Source organism: Aquitalea aquatilis (genome assembly GCF_005155025.1).
In the GTDB taxonomy this organism is placed as follows: Bacteria; Pseudomonadota; Gammaproteobacteria; order Burkholderiales; family Chromobacteriaceae; genus Aquitalea; species Aquitalea aquatilis.
The window spans coordinates 3,136,455-3,152,116 of the sequence record NZ_CP039731.1; the positions used below are offsets into that span (position 1 = coordinate 3,136,455).

Consider the following 15,662-nt stretch of genomic DNA (forward strand, 5'->3'; position numbering starts at 1 on the left):
GTTTTGGCCAGGGCGAGCGTGTCGAAGCCTGGCGCGCCCGCATCGGTGTGCCGCTGCTCAAGCTGACCTTTGTCGGCGAGCCTACGCTCAGCCCGGTGCTGGACAAGGTAGGCCGCGAAACCGGCCTGCGCGTCAACCTGCTGAGCGGCACCCTGAGCGAAATCCGTGACACCCCCTGCGGCCAGTTGCTGGTGGGGGTGGTGGAGTCTGATGTGGAACTGACGGCACTGCCGGAAATCTTTGCCCGCGAGGGTGTACGTTGCGAGGTGCTGGCATGAGCGCATTTGACCCAAGCCTGTTGTTGACCGTGGACTGGCCGGAAATCGGCGCGGCCACGCTGGATACCCTGACCATGCTGGGCGTATCGCTGCTGTTTACCATCGTGTTCGGCCTGCCGCTGGGTGTGCTGCTGTACATCAGCGCCCCGGGCCAGCTGCGTGCCCGCCCGCGTCTGTACGCCGTGCTGTCTTTCCTGGTGAACGTGCTGCGCTCGCTGCCTTTTGTGATTTTGCTGATCGTGCTGATTCCGCTGACGCTGTTGCTGGTGGGCACCTCCATCGGTGTGGCCGGTGCCATTGTGCCGCTGGTGATGGGGGCGATTCCCTTCTTTGGCCGGCTGGTGGAAAACGTGCTGCGCGAAATCGACCGTGGCGTGATCGAAGCCAGCCAGTCGATGGGCGCCAAGCTGCCGCAGATCGTGTTCAAGGTGCTGTTGCCTGAAGCCATGCCGGGCCTGATCGGCGCGGCCACGGTCACCGCCGTGGCGCTGGTGGGCTACACCGCCATGTCCGGTGTCATTGGCGGCGGCGGCCTGGGCGACCTGGCCATCCGCTATGGCTATCAGCGCTTCCAGACCGAGGTGATGATCGTCACCGTGGTGTTGTTGCTGGTGCTGGTGCAGGGCCTGCAAAGTGCGGGCGATGCGCTGGTGCGCCGCTGTCGCTTCGGCTGAGCATTCTGCCAGCGCGCTACTGATTTCCCTTGTTGTGACTCTCCGTGCAGCCGGTATCCGCCGGCTGTCTGGACCCCCTTTGCCCATTGATCTGGAGAATAAAACGATGAAACGCGTTTCCAAGCTGTTTGCCGCCCTGAGCCTGAGCGTAGCCGCCCTGGCCGTACACGCTGAAAATGTAAAGCTGGTGGTGGCTGCCTCGCCGGTGCCGCATGCTGAAATCCTTGAAGCGCTGAAGCCCACCCTGGCCAAGCAGGGCGTGGATCTGCAGGTGAAGGTGTTCAACGACTACGTGCTGCCCAACACCCAGGTAGAAGAAAAGCAGCTGGATGCCAACTTCTTCCAGCACATTCCGTATCTGGACAAGTTCAACAAGGACCGTGGCACCCATCTGGTAGTGGCCAGCAAGCCGGTGCACATCGAGCCGTTTGCCGTTTACTCCAGCAAGTTCAAGAAAGTGGCCGAGCTGCCGCAGGGCGCTACCGTAGCCATCCCGAATGACCCGACCAATGCCGGCCGTGCACTGCTGCTGCTGGACCAGGGTGGCGTGATCAAGCTGAAGGATCGCAAGAACATCTACCCGACCACCAAGGACATCGTGTCCAACCCGAAGAACATCAAGATCAAGGAACTGGAAGCCGCTACCCTGCCGCGCGTGCTGAACCAGGTGGATGCCGCCCTGATCAACGCCAACTACGCACTGGAAGCCAAGCTGAACCCGAAGCGTGACGCGCTGTTTACCGAAACCACTTCGCCGTATGCCAACCTGCTGGTAGCCCGTCCGGACAACAAGAACAGCGCTGCCATCAAGAAGCTGGCTGCTGCGCTGAACAGCCCGGAAGCCAAGAAATTCATCGAAACCAAGTACCAGGGTGCGGTGATTCCGGCTTTCTGATCCGGACAGACACGCTCTGCTGACTGAAAACGGGATGGCTACGGCCATCCCGTTTTGCATTTTCAATCCGTCCCTCACGCACTTTCCGCTGATTTTGTAAGCACTTGTCTGGGCTGAAAACGACGATTCGTTTCGTTATGCCAGAAAATGCCATAAGAACGGCATGGTTATCGATTTTCTTTATATTGACTGCAGATTTTCTTGCTTAGTCCGGGCCAGTGCGCCGCGTATATTGGTCTCCAACGCAACAGATGAGCAGCGCAAGGAGACAAGCATGAGCCAACTGCATTCCACCATCAGTACCACCCAGGCAGGCCCTTCCGGCCATCAGTTACAGGCCACCGATGCCAGCACCGCCAGTGCCGAGCTGCTGGAAATCGCCCGTCTGCGCGCGGCGGATAGTGGCCTCGCCTATACCGGTGCGCTCTATCCGCTGGAGGCCTGGTCGCTGGTGGAAGCCGGCGTGGCCACCCTGGTGGATGTGCGCACCGCCGAGGAGCGCAAATTTGTCGGTCAGGTGCCGGATTCGCTGCATGTGGCCTGGCAGACCGGCACCGCCCTGATCAAGAACCCGCGTTTCCTGCGCGAGCTGGAAAGCAAGGCCGGTGGCAAGGATAGTGTGGTGGTGTTGCTGTGCCGCAGCGGCAAACGCTCCGCTGCCGCCGCCGAGGCCGCCGCCAAGGCGGGTTTCACCCAGGTCTACAACGTGCTGGAAGGCTTTGAGGGCGATCTGGACAGCCAGAACCAGCGCGGCGATGTAGGCGGCTGGCGCTACTGGAATCTGCCCTGGCAGCAGGACTGAAGCCCGCCTCCGGCCCGTGTGACGATATAGTGAGTGAAGCCATGAATGATCTGGTCCGTCCCTTCAGCCCCAGCCAGCCAGTGGTACATGACTGGCATCTGGATAGCGTAGTCGCTGCCTTGCATGCCGCCCGTGCCGACTGGCGGCAAAGCCAGGGCCGGTTGCGGGATTTTTCTACCCGCGAGTTTCCCTCCCGCGCAGCATTGCGCGACATCGTGGCTGCACTGGCGGCAGCGCTGTTTCCCATGCGGCTGGGTCCGCCGGGGCTGCGCGACAGCAGCGAGGACTTTTTTGTTGGCCATAGCCTGGCGGTGGCGCTGGATGCACTGGCGGCGCAAGTCGTTCTTGAACTGCGCTACAGCGCGCGCTTGAACGGTTTGTCGGCAGATGACAGCGAGGCGCAGTCGGTGGCAATTGTTCAGCAGTTTGCCGCCGCCTTGCCCGATCAGCGCCGCCTGCTGGATGCCGACATCACCGCCGCCTGGCAGGGTGATCCGGCCGCCCGCAGCGTGGACGAAGTGCTGCTGTGCTATCCGGGTATCAATGCCATCCTGCATCACCGCCTGGCCCACCTGCTGTATCGCGCCGGTTTGCCGCTGGTGGCGCGCATCATCGCCGAAATCGCCCATGGCGAAACCGGTATCGACATTCATCCGGGGGCGCAGATCGGTGCCGGCTTTTTCATCGACCACGGCACTGGCGTGGTGATAGGCGAAACCGCCGTCATCGGTGAGCGCGTGCGGCTGTATCAGGCGGTCACCTTGGGCGCCAAGCGCTTCGAGCAGGGCGAGGACGGCAGCCTGCTCAAGGGCCAGCCGCGCCATCCCATCGTGGAAGACGATGTGGTGATCTACGCCGGGGCCACCGTGCTGGGGCGCATCACCATCGGCCGTGCTTCCAGTATTGGCGGCAATGTCTGGCTCACCCGCAGCGTGCCGCCGGGCAGCCAGATCAGCCAGGCCAGCCTGCAGGCGGCCTCACCCTAAACCCTACCCGCTTTACCACATGAATCACCCCCTCGCCGCGCTGCATGGACAGCGGGCAGGGCGGAGCTTTGCCTGCAGGCCGCCGGCAAGGGGGTTGTGCGGCCTGCAGTTTTGTTTCTTCCACCATCCCTTATGGAGCAGACATGTCTCAACATCAGGACGTCAAACAGGCACTGGGCGACAACGCCGCGCGCCAACTGGCCAATGCCACCAAAACCGTACCGCAGTTGTCCACCATCAGCCCGCGCTGGCTGGTGCATCTGCTGCAATGGTCGCCGGTAGAAGCGGGCATTTTCCGTCTTAACCGTGTCAAGAACGCCGCCGGCGTGCAAGTGGCCTGCTCGCAGCGCGACGAGTCCGAACTGCCGCAAACCTTTGTCGATTACGAAGAGCAGCCGCGTGAGCTGTTCCTCAATGCGGTCACCACCGTGCTGGACGTGCACACCCGCGTGTCCGACTTGTACAGCAGCCCGCACGACCAGATCAAGGAACAGCTGCGCCTGACCATTGAAACCATCAAGGAGCGTCAGGAATCCGAGCTGATCAACAATCCGGAATACGGCTTGCTGGCCAATGTGGACGATACCCAGCGCATTTCCACCCTGACCGGCGCACCGACGCCGGACGATCTGGACGAGCTGCTGACCAAGGTATGGAAAGAGCCGGGTTTCTTCCTGGCCCACCCGCTGGCCATCGCCGCCTTCGGCCGTGAATGCACCCGTCGTGGCGTGCCGCCGCCGACCGTCAGCCTGTTCGGTTCGCAGTTCATCACCTGGCGCGGTGTGCCCATCATCCCGTCGGACAAGCTGCCTATCGATGAAGACGGCAAGACCAAGATCCTGCTGCTGCGCGTGGGTGAAAAGCGCCAGGGCGTGGTTGGCCTGTACCAGCCGGGCGTGGCTGGCGAACAGAGCCCGGGGCTGTCGGTGCGCTTCATGGGCATCAACCGCAACGCCATCGCGTCCTACCTGATTTCGCTGTATTGCTCGCTGGCCGTGCTGACCGAAGATGCGCTGGCCGTGCTCGAAGACGTGGAGATTGGCAAGTACCATGACTACCCAGATACCTACAAGTAAGCCTGAGGGTTTGCCGGACATCGCCCAGCTGGCGAATCTGGCCAATGCCTTCTTCAGCGCCTTGCCGGGTCAGCTGCCGGGCAGCCCGCCGCCTGCCGCCAGCGGGCTGAATCTGGATGTGGCCGGCCCGCAGCTGTCGCCGCAACCGGCCGCTGCTGCCGCACGCAGTCCGGAACCCGCCGCGCTGGATGGCTTTGGTCGCAGCGGTCCGCATGCCTATGCCGTGCCGGAAGGCTATGGCGCGGCCATTCCGCAACTGGCGGCGGCCCAGCCTTCCGCCCCGTCCGCTGCCGGCGCAGCGCTGCCGTCCTCGCCGTATTACTTTATCGGCGAGTCTGCCGGCTATCCGGCTTCCACCAGCGATGTGGCGGTAGACGACCGGGTGACGGCGCAGTCCTTCGGCCTACCCGGTGCGGATGAATTGCGTGCACTGCTGGCCGGCGATAGCCGTCCGGCAGCTGCGGCCCCGGCCCCTCAGGGTAATAACCATGGTTATTACTTTGTCGAGGAATGGCCGCAGCATGGCAAGGCACCGGATTTCGACCGTAAGGTGGCCAGCCGTGGCCATGGTTTCGATGTGCAGGCGGTGCGGCGTGACTTTCCCATTCTGGCCGAACGGGTCAATGGCAAGCCCTTGATCTGGCTGGATAACGCCGCCACCACGCACAAGCCGCAAGCGGTGATCGACCGGCTGGCTTACTTCTACCAGCACGAAAACTCCAACATCCACCGTGCCGCGCATGAACTGGCGGCACGGGCGACGGATGCCTATGAAGCGGCCCGTAACAAGGTGGCCCGGTTCATTGGCTCTCCCAGCCCGGATCAGGTGATTTTCGTGCGCGGTGCCACCGAGGCCATCAACCTGGTGGCCAATACCTGGGGGCGGCAGAACATCGGCGCGGGCGATGAAATCGTGGTGTCGCAGCTGGAGCACCACGCCAACATCGTGCCCTGGCAAATGCTGGCGGCGGCCAGCGGGGCCAGGATCCGGGTGATTCCGGTGGATGACAGCGGGCAGATCCTGCTGGATGAGTACCGCAAGCTGCTGAACAGCCGCACCAAGCTGGTAGCCATCACCCAGGTATCCAATGCACTGGGTACGGTGACACCGGTGCAGGAAATCGTGGCACTGGCGCATGCCGCTGGAGCGCGGGTGCTGGTGGACGGGGCGCAGTCGGTATCGCACATGCGGGTGAACGTGCAGGCGCTGGATGCGGATTTCTTTGTGTTCTCCGGGCACAAGGTGTTTGCACCCACCGGCATCGGCGTGGTGTACGGCAAGAAGGAATTGCTGGACAGCATGCCGCCGTGGCAGGGGGGGGGCAACATGATTGCCGATGTCACCTTCGAGAAGACGCTATACCAGCCGGCACCCAACAAGTTCGAAGCCGGTACCGGCAATATCGCGGATGCGGTGGGCTTGGGCGCGGCCATCGACTATGTCGAGCGTATCGGGCTGGAAGCCATTGCCCATTACGAACACGACCTGCTGATATACGCCACCCACGGCCTGCAATCGGTACCGGGTTTGCGGCTGGTGGGCACGGCGGCCAACAAGGCCAGCGTGCTGTCCTTCGTGCTGCCGGGCTATCGCACCGAGGAGGTGGGCAAGGCGCTGAATCAGGAAGGCATTGCGGTGCGCTCCGGCCACCACTGCGCCCAGCCGATTCTGCGGCGCTTCGGGCTGGAAGCCACGGTGCGGCCTTCGCTGGCTTTCTATAACACCTGCGAAGAGGTCGATACCCTGGTAGCCGTGCTGCAGCGGCTGGCGCGGCGGCATTAAGACCCGCTAACAAATCCCCCCGCTCCTGCGTTGCGCCTCCTTGCCGTATTATTGGTACTGTCTGCGGCGGCGCGCCTTGGTCCGGGTTCTCTACGAGGTTTTGTTAGCAGCGCTAAGCTGCGCTGGAAATGAAGAAAGGGCCGATGCGTATGCATCGGCCCTTTTCGTTTGGTGTGTTGCTCAGTTGCTGGCTTGCTGGTTGCGGATCAGCAGTAGCGATTCGCCACTGTGCATGATGACTTCCGGGTCTGGCGAAAACTCCACCTCGCCGGGGCTGCGCTCCAGCGCAATCACCATGGCCTTGCCATCGAAGCCATCCTTGAGAAAGCTGCCCAGCGGCTGGCCTTCCCAGCGCTCGTCCAGCACATGCACCTGGGCATGGAACTGGTTGGGATAGCGGTGGTGCAGGTGTTCGAAGAAGTGCAGGGTTTCCGGGTGGGCCACGATATTGGCCATATTCATGCCGCCCAGATGGGACGGGATCACCACATTGTCCGCGCCCACTGCCAATAGCTTCTTGCGCGAGCTTTCGTTTTCCGCCTTGGCCACGGCCAGTACCGTCGGGTTCAGGCTCTTGGCCGTTACCACCACAAAGGCGTTGTCGGCATCGGCACTCAGGCAGGAAATCAGGGCGCGGGCATGGGTAATGCCGGCGGCGCTGAGGTTTTCGTCTTCAGAAGCATCGCCGACGATGAAGGGCACATCACGCTCTTGCAGCAGGGCGATATTGGCTTCGTCCTTTTCGATGACGACTACCTGATGGCGGGTACCCAGCAATTCTTCCAGCGCGTAGCGCCCGGTATGGCTCAGCCCGCAAATGATGGTGTGCTGGCGCATGCGCGCAATCAGTTTTTCCATTTTCTTTCGTCTCAGATAAAGCGGCAGGTCGCCCTGAAACAGCATCAGGGTGAGGGAGGAAATGCCATAACCGACCACGCCGGTGCCGAACACGATCAGCGCAATGGTGAAATAGCGGCCTTCCAGCGACAGGTTGTGGGTTTCGCCATAGCCGATGGTGGCCAGCGTGATGACGGTCATGAACAGACTGTCGGAAAAGCTCCAGTCCTCGATCAACATGTAGCCGGAGGTGCCAAACAGCAGGGCGGCAAACACCAGGCTACTGAGGAACACGAGCTTACGCGGGAAACTGTGGCGCATGGGTGAGGAGGCTTGGAAAAGCGGCATTATAGCTTGCTATCGCAGGATAAATGGATAGTTGTAGCGGAGTATTTTCACCGTGGTTTTCCCTTGGTTTACAGCAGGGCCGGATCCAGCGGCTCGCCGCCTAGTATTACCGGTAGGTGACATTACGCATTGCGTTCATTATGCAACACTCATAAACTGCTCGGTTTAAATTAAACGTAAATAGTGATTTCAGGAAAATTGATTTCCAGCGCGGGTGCTGCTGATCCGCACGCAGCTGCCATCAGGCTATGCCGGTTGCACTGGCGCAAAGATGAAGTCATGAACACACACTATGAAACTGATTGCCACCGGAAAGGCGTTGCCAGAACAGTCGGTCAGCGCTGCCGATCTTGACCTGCGTCTGGGCTGTCGCCCGGGTGATTGCTTGCGCAAAAGCGGCGTGCATACCCGCTATTTTGCTGGCGAACAGGAGACACAGAGCGCACTGGCCGCGCGTGCCCTGCATGCGGCCCTGGACCATGCCGGGCTGGGCGTGGGGGATATCAATCTGTTGATTAGCGCATGTGGCATCCCCGAGCAGGCCCTGCCGGGGACAGCCTGTTTCATCGCGCATGCCGCCGGCCTGCCCGCGGGAATGGCGGTGTTTGATGTCAATGCCAGCTGTCTGAGCTTTCTGAGTGCCTTGCAGGTGGCCGACAGCCTGCTGCAAAGCGGCGCCTACCGCCGCATTGCCATTGTTGCTGCCGATCTGGCCTCGCGTGGGCTGGACTGGAGCAATCCCGAAGCCTCGCTGATTTTCGGCGATGGTGCCGCCGCCGCCATCGTGGAGCGCGGAGAGCCGGGGCAGGGCCTGCGTGCTTTCCGGCTGGCCAGCTATCCGGAAGGGCGGCGCTATTGCGAAATCCGCGCCGGTGGCACCCAGTGCAATCCGCGCCGGGGGGCGGTGGCCAGCGATTTTCTGTTCAAGATGCAGGGCAAGGCCGTGTTCAAGCTGGCTTCGGAACGCATGCCGGCCTTTATCGACGGCCTGCTGGCTGCCACGCCGGGTGGTCTGGACAGCATAGACTGGGTGTTGCCGCATCAGGCCAGCCATCTGGCCATGCAGCATATGGCGAAAAAACTCGGCATCGGCCGTGAACGGGTTGTCGATATCTACGCCAGTCACGGTAATCAGGTGGCGGCGTCCTTGCCCACCGTACTGCATGAGGCCGTAGCCAGCGGGCGGGCCGTGCGCGGCCAGCGTCTGTTGATGCTGGGCACGGCGGCTGGGCTGAGCCTGGGCGGGCTGGTATGGGACTTATGAAACAGGTGCTGGTGACCGGTGCAACCGGAGGGCTGGGGCGCAATGCTGTGGCCATGCTACTGCAGCGTGGCTGTCGGGTCCGCGCCACCGGCCGCAAGCTGGATATCGGCCGGCAACTGGTGGCGCAGGGGGCGGAGTTCCTGCAGCTGGATCTGGCGCTTGCCACCCGCGCGGAAATGGCCAGTCTGCTGCATGGCATCGACACGGTATGGCATTGTGCCGCCCTGTCTGCCCCCTGGGGAGCAGAGGCCGATTTCATCTCTGCCAATGTGCTGGCCACCGAGCGCCTGCTGCAGGCGGCTGGCGAGGCAGGCGTTAGCCATTTCGTGCATATTTCCACGCCAGCGCTGTATTTCGATTTTCAGCATCGCTGCCAGATTCCGGAAAGCTATCGCCCGCGGCAATATGTCAACGCTTATGCCCGCAGCAAGGCACAGGCCGAGGACAAGGTGCAGCAGGCCGTGGCCCGTTATCCGGGTATGCGCTGCATCATCCTGCGGCCGCGTGCCATTTTCGGCGAATACGATCAGGTGCTGATCCCTCGCTTGGCGCGCTTGTTGCGCCGTCCGGGGGCGCGGCTGCCCTTGCCGCGAGGCGGCGCGGTGTTGTTGGACCTGACCTATGTCGGCAACGTCACCCATGCCATGTGGCTGGCCAGTTGTCAGCCCGGTCTGATCAGCGGCGAAGTGTTCAATATCACCAATCAGCAGCCAGCCGTGCTCAAGCAAGTGCTGCAACAGCTGTTTGTCGAGGAGCTGGGCTGGCCGATGCGCATCGTCAGCCCGCCTTATCCTGTGCTGCATTACGCCAGCCTGGCCTTGCAGTGGCTGTCACGGCTGAATGGGCGTGAGCCGGTTCTCACCCCTTACAGCCTGGGGGCTGTGCATTTCGACATGACGCTGGACAACCGTCGCGCCTGCGAACGCCTGGCTTATGTTCCGCCCTACAGCATGCAAGAGGGCATACAGCGTACTGCGGACTGGCTGAGGGAGCAGGGGCTGAGGGAGCAGGCTGATGGCCAGATTGCATGAGTTCAGCGTGGGTCATTGTACCCATCCGGCCTGCATGGCGCTCAAAGGGGCAGGGCTGGCCAGCCGCTGCTTTCCCTCGCGTGCTTATTTGATCGAAACCCGCGACCGCCTGCTGCTGTGGGACACCGGCTATGCCGAGCACTTTCATGCCGCCACGCGCCAGGGTGTCTATCGCCTGTATCCGCTGGTGACCCCGGTGACTTTCAATGCGGCAGATGCCTTGTCAAGCCAGCTGCAGGCACGCGGTCTGGCCAGTCGCGATATCCATGCGCTGGTGTTGTCACACTTTCATGCCGACCATATCGCCGGCCTGCGCGACTTCCCTCAGGCCCAGTTATGGTGCTCGGCCACGGGCTGGCAGGCCGTGCGCGGTCTGTCTGGGCTTGCCGCATTGCGTCAGGCTTTTCTGCCTGCCTTGCTGCCCGCCGATATCGACAGCCGGCTGCACTTTGTCGAAGCGCTTGAGCTGCTTGAGCTGCCGGCGGAGCTGGCACCTTTCACCCACGCCCGCGATCTTTCCGGCAGTGGTGAGGTGCTGGTGGTGGACCTGCCCGGCCATGCGCCGGGGCATCTGGGCGCTTTTGTCCGCACCGAGCAGGGCTGGACCTTGCTGGCCTCGGATGCCGCCTGGGCCCGCGAAGGATTCCAGGACTTGCGCGGTCCTGCCGAGCTGACTTTCCTGATCCAGCATCAGCGTGCTGCCTACTACCAGACGCTGGGCCGGCTGCATGCCTTGTACCGCAATGGCTTGCATGATATTCGTCTGACACACCAGCAAGAGGATGGCCCGGCATGATGCGGCTACTGCGGGTGATGCTGGCCTACTGGCAGGCGCGGCGGCTGCAATTTCACGACCGGGCGGCGCTGGAACGCTATCAACAGCAGCAATTGGCGGTGTTTTGCCGTCGCCTGCAGCAGCGTAGCCCGTATTTTGCCGCGCTGGGCGACTTGCCGCTGGCGCAATGGCCGCGGATGGACAAGGCGCTGATGCTGCAGCATTTCGACCAGATGAACAGCGCTGGCCTGCGGCTGGATGAGGTGATGCAGATCGCCCTGCGTGCTGAACACAGCCGGGATTTTGTTCCCACCATCGGCCCCTATACCGTGGGGCTGTCCTCCGGCACCACCGCACAGCGGGCGGCCTTTGTGGTGAGTCGGCGCGAGCAGGCGCAGTGGGCCGGCATCATGCTGGCGCGCGCCTTGCCGGATGGCCTGCTGGCGCGCGAGCGGGTGGCGCTGTTCCTGCGCGCCAACAGTAATCTCTACACCGCCGTGCGTAGCCGCTGGCTGACGTTTCGCTATTTCGACCTGTTCCGCCCGTTTGCCGAGCATCTGCCCTTGCTGGCCGATTATCAGCCCAGCATCTTGCTGGCACCGGCCCAGGTCTTGCGCGAACTGGCGCTGGCGCAGCTGCAAGGCCGCATCCGGCTACAGCCCAAGCGGGTGTACTCCATTGCCGAGGTGCTGGAAGCGCAGGACCGGCAGCTGATCGAACAGGCCTTCGGTGCCGTGCATGAAATCTATCAGGCGACCGAGGGTTTTCTCGCCAGCACCTGTGCCGCCGGGGTGTTGCATCTGAACGAGGAGTACCTGCATGTCGAACCGGAATGGCTGGATGACGCGCACCGCCGCTTCGTGCCGGTGATTACCGATTTCAGCCGCTATACCCAGCCCATCGTGCGCTACCGGCTGAACGACGTGCTGCTGGCGCGTGCCACGCCCTGCCCATGCGGGCGGGCCAGCATGGCGCTGGACGGAGTGGAGGGGCGCTGTGACGACATGCTGCTGCTGCCCGACCGCCACGGGCGGCCACAAACGGTGTTTGCCGACCTGCTTGGCCGTGCGCTGGCCCAGGTCTTGCCGTTTGATGCCGACTATCGTTTGCGCCAGACCGGTTCCTGCTCACTGACGCTGCATCTGGCGTTGCCGGAGCGGCAGCAGGTGGCCGTGCAGGCGCATCTGGAGCGCGTACTGCAAGGCGCTGGCGTTGATGTGGCAGCGTTGCAGTGGCAGCACGAGCAGGCCTTGCCGCCGCTGGATACCAGCCGCAAGCGCCGGCGCATCATCCGGGAGCAGGCATGAAGCGGCTGCTGCGCCAATTGCCGCCACGCTTGCGGCATCTGTTGCTGGGCTGGGGCTCGGTGGGCTGCGCTTATACCCTGGGCAGTCTGCGCAGCGGACCGGCCTGGGTGCTGCCAGAACTGGCCAGTGACCGCTTGCTGGCTTTCGATCCTGCGGCCATCTGGCTGTATCTGTCGTTTTTTCTGCTGGTTCCCGCTGCCTTTTGGCTGACGCCGCAGCAACGGCTGCGCTGGCTGCAACACGCCATGCAGTTGTCGGCATTGCTGGCCGGCCTGGTTTTCCTGTTGTGGCCTACCACGCTTGCCTATCCGCTAGTCGTGTCCGCGCCGTCGCACGGCTTGTTGCAGCTTTTGCTGCGCTTCGACACCCCGGGTAACTGTCTGCCGTCCTTGCATGGCGCACTGACCTGGCTGGCCTTGTGGGCGCTGTGGGATGACCGGCGGCCCTGGCGCAACATGCTGCTATTGCTGTGGGCGCTGGCCATCTTGCTGGCGGTCATCCAGCTGCGCCGCCATCTGACGCTGGACCTGGGCGCTGGCTTGTTGCTTGGTCTGTTGAGTGGCTGGCTGGCGGCCCGTCCTGTTCTGCATTCTTTTTTTCGGTATCGTTGCGCATGAATGTATTTGCCCTGACTTTTGCCCTGATGCTGGCCATCGTGCTGCTGGAACTGCTGGCCTTGCGCTACTGGCGCAAGGAGGCCATTCCCTGGCATGAAATCGTGTTCAACCTGAATTCCGGCCATATCCTGATGTGGGCGCTGCGCGGCGTCGAGGTGGCGATGTTTGGCTGGCTGCTGACCCATGCCAACCTGCATCTGGTGGATCGCTTGCCGCTCTATGCCCAGTGGCTGGTGGCCATCGTCGGCTGGGATCTCAGCTTTTACTGCATGCACCGCGCCCATCACCGCTGGCCGCTGCTGTGGGCAGTACATCGCGTGCATCATCAGGGTGAGCATTTCAGCCTGTCGCTGGGCATTCGCAATTCCTGGTATTCCTCGCTCACTTCGCTGCTGTTCGTGGCACCGCTGGCGGTGCTGGGCCTGCCGCTGGAGCTGTTTGTCGCTGCTTCCTCGTTTCATTACGCGGTACAGTTGTACAACCATAATGCCTTTGTCGGCCGTTCCGGCTGGCTGGAGGGGCTGCTGGTGACCCCGGCCGCGCACCGGGTGCATCACGCCACCCATCCGCTTTATCTGAACCGCAACTTTGGCGGCACCTTTCTGCTGTGGGACCGCTGCTTCGGCAGTTACCAGCCGCCGCGCGACTATGTGCCGCTGGTGTATGGCGTGCCGGGCAGTGCCGCGTCCTTCAACCCGCTACTGGCCAGCAATCCCTGGCTGGCGGCCTGGTCGGATCGCTGGTGGCCAGCAAGCAGGGCAGGTGAGGGCTGGCAGATCAGTGGCCCTTATATTGCCAGCGGTGCGGTGGTGCTGTTTGGCTGGGTGATTTACTACGTGCAGATGGCCGGCGGCTTCTCGCCCTGGCAGCAGTGGAGCCTGTTTGGCGGCTTGCTGGCCGGTACGCTGGCCCTGGGTGCGATGTCGGATCGGCAGCGGCGTGGCTGGCAGGCATGGCAGGCCCTGGCGCTGGGGCTGCCCTTGGTTTGTGTGCTACTGGGCCTGCGTGATGCCGCAGCGCTGATACTGTCAGCACTATTGCTGTTGCATGGCGTGTTGGGCTGGCGTCGCGCGGAGGGAGCGGCATGAGTCAGCTGCGTTTTCAGTCTTCCCGGCAACTGGCGTTCCGACTGGCGCTGCAGCAGGCGGCGCAGGACTATCTGGCCACCCAGGGTGGTCACCGCTACGCCGGACTTGGCATTGCCGGCAAGGCGGCAGTGCTGGGCGGCTTGAGCCTCTACTGTTATTGGCAGGCCTTGCATGCCACGCACGCGGGTAGCTTTGCCGCAGCCTACATCGCCGCATTTGTGCTGGCCATGCTGCTGGCGATGAACAGCCTGCATGATGCTGCGCATGGTGCGGTGTTCCGTTCTGCCGGCCTCAATCGCTTGCTGGCACGGCTGACCAGCCTGCCGATGGGGGTGGATGCCGACATCTGGACCCGTCGTCATGTTCATCTGCACCATACCTACCCCAATGTCGAAGAATACGATCTGGACATCGAGCCCAATCCCTTCTTGCGGCAGACGCCGTTCCAGGCCTGGGCCGTGCAGTATCGCTGGCAGCATCGCTACTGGCCGCTGATTGCTGCCTTGTCCTTGCCTTATCTGTGCTGGTATGGCGACTGGCTCGACTGGTTGGGCAGGAGCAAGCTGCGGCTGCGTGATGCACGGCCTATCAATACGCCACATTTTCTGGCCAGCAAGGCCGCCCATGTGCTGCTGGCGCTGGGGCTGCCGTTGTGGCTGCTGCAGGGCAGCGCCATTGGCTGGGGCACGGTGCTGCTGTGTTATGTGGCCGGGCAGATGCTGGCTTCCTGTTTTCTGGTGGCCATGATTCTTGGCACGCACTGGGCTGATGTGGCGTTTTTCCAGCCGGATGCTGACGGCCGCTTGCCGCATACCTGGCATGAGCACCAGTTTCTCACCTGTTGCGACTGGCTGCCGGCACCTGCCTGGCTTGGCGGCTTGCTTGGCGGACTGCATCTGCACCTGACCCATCACCTGTTTCCGGCCTACAGCCATCGCCACTATCCGGCGCTGGCCCGCATCGTGCAGCAGCAGGCGGCGGCACATGGCCTGCCTTATCGCTGCCTCAGTTATCCGCAGCTATGGCGGGCGCAGCAGCGCTTTCTGCGTGCGATGGGGGCGAAGCCGCACGCATGAGCGCATAGCGCAGCGGCCCGGCGGTTTTTGTGTGCAGATGTGTAGCAGGGTGGGGCGGGCAATAGTTCTTCACACTGTTTTACAAGCGGTTACCTGCCATTGATTAATCTGGACTGGTATCAACGCACTGGAGGTCCAGTCCATGAAAACCCGAATCCTGATCCCCGCGCTGCTGGCGCTTTCCTTCACCGGCATGGCTTATGCCGATTCTTCTGCCATTCTGGGTGGTGCACTTGGCGGTGCGGTGGGTGCTGCCGTCGGCCAATCCATCGGCGGCCGTAACGGTGCCATCATCGGCGGCGCGGTGGGCGGCAGCGTTGGTACCGCGCTGGCCTACCAGCGTGATGACTACCGCGACTACCGGCCGGCGCCGGCCCCGGTGCCGGTTTACCAGCCGGTGACCTATGTTGCCCCCGTGCGCTATGTCGAGCCGCCGCGCTATCCGCACTGGCATGAGGACCGGCACGGGCAATACCGCGACTGGCATGATCGCGAATGGCATGACCGTGGCTGGCATGGCCGCGACGGGCGCGATGGCTATTATCGTCACGGCGATTGAGTTGTTTTCACTGCAGACCGGGCCCTGAGCAATCAGGGCTTTTTCATTTTGCGCGGCACATGTTTATCTCATCTATCGTGTACAGAGCGACACGATGTCTGCGTTTCCCCGCCCTGGCCTGTACATGCACTGATCTCTGGTCAGCCGATGGTGGCTGGCTCACACTCTCGCTCCGGTAAGTGATTGCCGACGGTTATCGCTAAGGCTGCCGCGATAAAGTACTTGCCTGGCAGGCTTGCTGTTTTCTATAATTGATTAGCAATCAA

Annotated in this window: 16 protein-coding genes; 15 read left to right on the forward strand and 1 reads right to left on the reverse strand. The window is 62.6% G+C overall.

The features are described from left to right. Positions 1-47: 47 nt before the first annotated feature. The 7 genes from FAZ30_RS21025 (at position 48) to FAZ30_RS14770 (ending at position 6,494) form a co-directional block, all read left to right on the forward strand. The gene (locus tag FAZ30_RS21025; protein ID WP_425456402.1) at positions 48-278 is read left to right on the forward strand and encodes an NIL domain-containing protein; all 231 of its coding nucleotides are present in this window, start codon (positions 48-50) and stop codon (positions 276-278) included. Continuing rightward, complete coding sequence (locus tag FAZ30_RS14745) at positions 275-952, forward strand: methionine ABC transporter permease (RefSeq protein ID WP_137009689.1); 678 nt, start codon at positions 275-277, stop codon at positions 950-952. The genes FAZ30_RS21025 and FAZ30_RS14745 overlap by 4 nt, the downstream gene beginning before the upstream one ends. 106 nt (positions 953-1,058) lie before the next feature. Next, entirely contained in the window at positions 1,059-1,847 is a 789-nt protein-coding gene (locus tag FAZ30_RS14750; protein WP_137009690.1) for a MetQ/NlpA family ABC transporter substrate-binding protein, read from the forward strand. A 274-nt stretch (positions 1,848-2,121) separates the two neighbouring features. After that, positions 2,122-2,649 (forward strand): rhodanese-like domain-containing protein, encoded by a 528-nt coding sequence (locus FAZ30_RS14755; protein ID WP_137009691.1) that lies wholly within the window; start codon positions 2,122-2,124, stop codon positions 2,647-2,649. Between the two features lie 41 nt (positions 2,650-2,690). After that, a complete protein-coding gene (gene epsC / locus FAZ30_RS14760) occupies positions 2,691-3,635 on the forward strand; it encodes a serine O-acetyltransferase EpsC (protein ID WP_137009692.1) in 945 nt (314 codons plus the stop codon). Between the two features lie 143 nt (positions 3,636-3,778). Next, positions 3,779-4,711, forward strand: coding sequence for a family 2A encapsulin nanocompartment shell protein (locus FAZ30_RS14765; protein ID WP_124641473.1), 933 nt, complete (start codon positions 3,779-3,781; stop codon positions 4,709-4,711). Then, the gene (locus FAZ30_RS14770; RefSeq protein ID WP_137009693.1) at positions 4,686-6,494 is read left to right on the forward strand and encodes a family 2A encapsulin nanocompartment cargo protein cysteine desulfurase; all 1,809 of its coding nucleotides are present in this window, start codon (positions 4,686-4,688) and stop codon (positions 6,492-6,494) included. Before FAZ30_RS14765 ends, FAZ30_RS14770 begins: the two co-directional genes overlap by 26 nt. A gap of 180 nt (positions 6,495-6,674) precedes the next feature. Here FAZ30_RS14770 and FAZ30_RS14775 read toward each other — a convergent pair whose 3' ends face one another. Further along, entirely contained in the window at positions 6,675-7,679 is a 1,005-nt protein-coding gene (locus FAZ30_RS14775) for a potassium channel family protein (RefSeq protein ID WP_246043363.1), read from the reverse strand. 292 nt (positions 7,680-7,971) lie between these two features. Between FAZ30_RS14775 and FAZ30_RS14780 the strand changes: the two genes are divergently transcribed. The 8 genes from FAZ30_RS14780 (at position 7,972) to FAZ30_RS14815 (ending at position 15,396) form a co-directional block, all read left to right on the forward strand. After that, positions 7,972-8,943, forward strand: coding sequence for a 3-oxoacyl-[acyl-carrier-protein] synthase III C-terminal domain-containing protein (locus tag FAZ30_RS14780; RefSeq protein ID WP_137009694.1), 972 nt, complete (start codon positions 7,972-7,974; stop codon positions 8,941-8,943). Beyond that, a complete protein-coding gene (locus FAZ30_RS14785; protein WP_246043364.1) occupies positions 8,931-9,974 on the forward strand; it encodes an NAD-dependent epimerase/dehydratase family protein in 1,044 nt (347 codons plus the stop codon). Before FAZ30_RS14780 ends, FAZ30_RS14785 begins: the two co-directional genes overlap by 13 nt. After that, complete coding sequence (locus tag FAZ30_RS14790) at positions 9,958-10,770, forward strand: MBL fold metallo-hydrolase (protein ID WP_124641468.1); 813 nt, start codon at positions 9,958-9,960, stop codon at positions 10,768-10,770. Before FAZ30_RS14785 ends, FAZ30_RS14790 begins: the two co-directional genes overlap by 17 nt. Beyond that, positions 10,767-12,056, forward strand: coding sequence for a F390 synthetase-related protein (locus FAZ30_RS14795; RefSeq protein ID WP_137009695.1), 1,290 nt, complete (start codon positions 10,767-10,769; stop codon positions 12,054-12,056). Before FAZ30_RS14790 ends, FAZ30_RS14795 begins: the two co-directional genes overlap by 4 nt. Further along, positions 12,053-12,673 carry a phosphatase PAP2 family protein gene (locus tag FAZ30_RS14800; RefSeq protein WP_137009696.1) on the forward strand — a complete coding sequence of 207 codons (621 nt, stop codon included), beginning with the start codon at positions 12,053-12,055 and terminating at the stop codon, positions 12,671-12,673. Before FAZ30_RS14795 ends, FAZ30_RS14800 begins: the two co-directional genes overlap by 4 nt. Next, complete coding sequence (locus tag FAZ30_RS14805) at positions 12,670-13,761, forward strand: sterol desaturase family protein (protein WP_137009697.1); 1,092 nt, start codon at positions 12,670-12,672, stop codon at positions 13,759-13,761. The genes FAZ30_RS14800 and FAZ30_RS14805 overlap by 4 nt, the downstream gene beginning before the upstream one ends. After that, complete coding sequence (locus FAZ30_RS14810) at positions 13,758-14,837, forward strand: acyl-CoA desaturase (protein ID WP_137009698.1); 1,080 nt, start codon at positions 13,758-13,760, stop codon at positions 14,835-14,837. Before FAZ30_RS14805 ends, FAZ30_RS14810 begins: the two co-directional genes overlap by 4 nt. Before the next feature lie 142 nt (positions 14,838-14,979). Next, positions 14,980-15,396: a glycine zipper domain-containing protein gene (locus tag FAZ30_RS14815; protein ID WP_124641458.1), complete on the forward strand. Its 417-nt coding sequence runs from the start codon at positions 14,980-14,982 to the stop codon at positions 15,394-15,396. Positions 15,397-15,662 lie beyond the last annotated feature (266 nt).

Excerpts from the sequence above, each read along its gene's own strand:
- FAZ30_RS14810 (WP_137009698.1), top strand. The coding sequence starts at position 13,758 with ATGAGTCAGCTGCGTTTTCAGTCTTCCCGGCAACTGGCGTTCCGACTG.
- FAZ30_RS14750 (WP_137009690.1), top strand. The coding sequence starts at position 1,059 with ATGAAACGCGTTTCCAAGCTGTTTGCCGCCCTGAGCCTGAGCGTAGCC.
- FAZ30_RS14745 (WP_137009689.1), top strand. The coding sequence starts at position 275 with ATGAGCGCATTTGACCCAAGCCTGTTGTTGACCGTGGACTGGCCGGAA.
- FAZ30_RS14815 (WP_124641458.1), top strand. The coding sequence starts at position 14,980 with ATGAAAACCCGAATCCTGATCCCCGCGCTGCTGGCGCTTTCCTTCACC.
- FAZ30_RS14790 (WP_124641468.1), top strand. The coding sequence starts at position 9,958 with ATGGCCAGATTGCATGAGTTCAGCGTGGGTCATTGTACCCATCCGGCC.
- FAZ30_RS14770 (WP_137009693.1), top strand. The coding sequence starts at position 4,686 with ATGACTACCCAGATACCTACAAGTAAGCCTGAGGGTTTGCCGGACATC.
- epsC (WP_137009692.1), top strand. The coding sequence starts at position 2,691 with ATGAATGATCTGGTCCGTCCCTTCAGCCCCAGCCAGCCAGTGGTACAT.
- FAZ30_RS14805 (WP_137009697.1), top strand. The coding sequence starts at position 12,670 with ATGAATGTATTTGCCCTGACTTTTGCCCTGATGCTGGCCATCGTGCTG.
- FAZ30_RS14795 (WP_137009695.1), top strand. The coding sequence starts at position 10,767 with ATGATGCGGCTACTGCGGGTGATGCTGGCCTACTGGCAGGCGCGGCGG.
- FAZ30_RS14775 (WP_246043363.1), bottom strand. The coding sequence starts at position 7,679 with ATGCCGCTTTTCCAAGCCTCCTCACCCATGCGCCACAGTTTCCCGCGT.
- FAZ30_RS14765 (WP_124641473.1), top strand. The coding sequence starts at position 3,779 with ATGTCTCAACATCAGGACGTCAAACAGGCACTGGGCGACAACGCCGCG.
- FAZ30_RS14780 (WP_137009694.1), top strand. The coding sequence starts at position 7,972 with ATGAAACTGATTGCCACCGGAAAGGCGTTGCCAGAACAGTCGGTCAGC.
- FAZ30_RS14755 (WP_137009691.1), top strand. The coding sequence starts at position 2,122 with ATGAGCCAACTGCATTCCACCATCAGTACCACCCAGGCAGGCCCTTCC.
- FAZ30_RS14800 (WP_137009696.1), top strand. The coding sequence starts at position 12,053 with ATGAAGCGGCTGCTGCGCCAATTGCCGCCACGCTTGCGGCATCTGTTG.
- FAZ30_RS14785 (WP_246043364.1), top strand. The coding sequence starts at position 8,931 with ATGGGACTTATGAAACAGGTGCTGGTGACCGGTGCAACCGGAGGGCTG.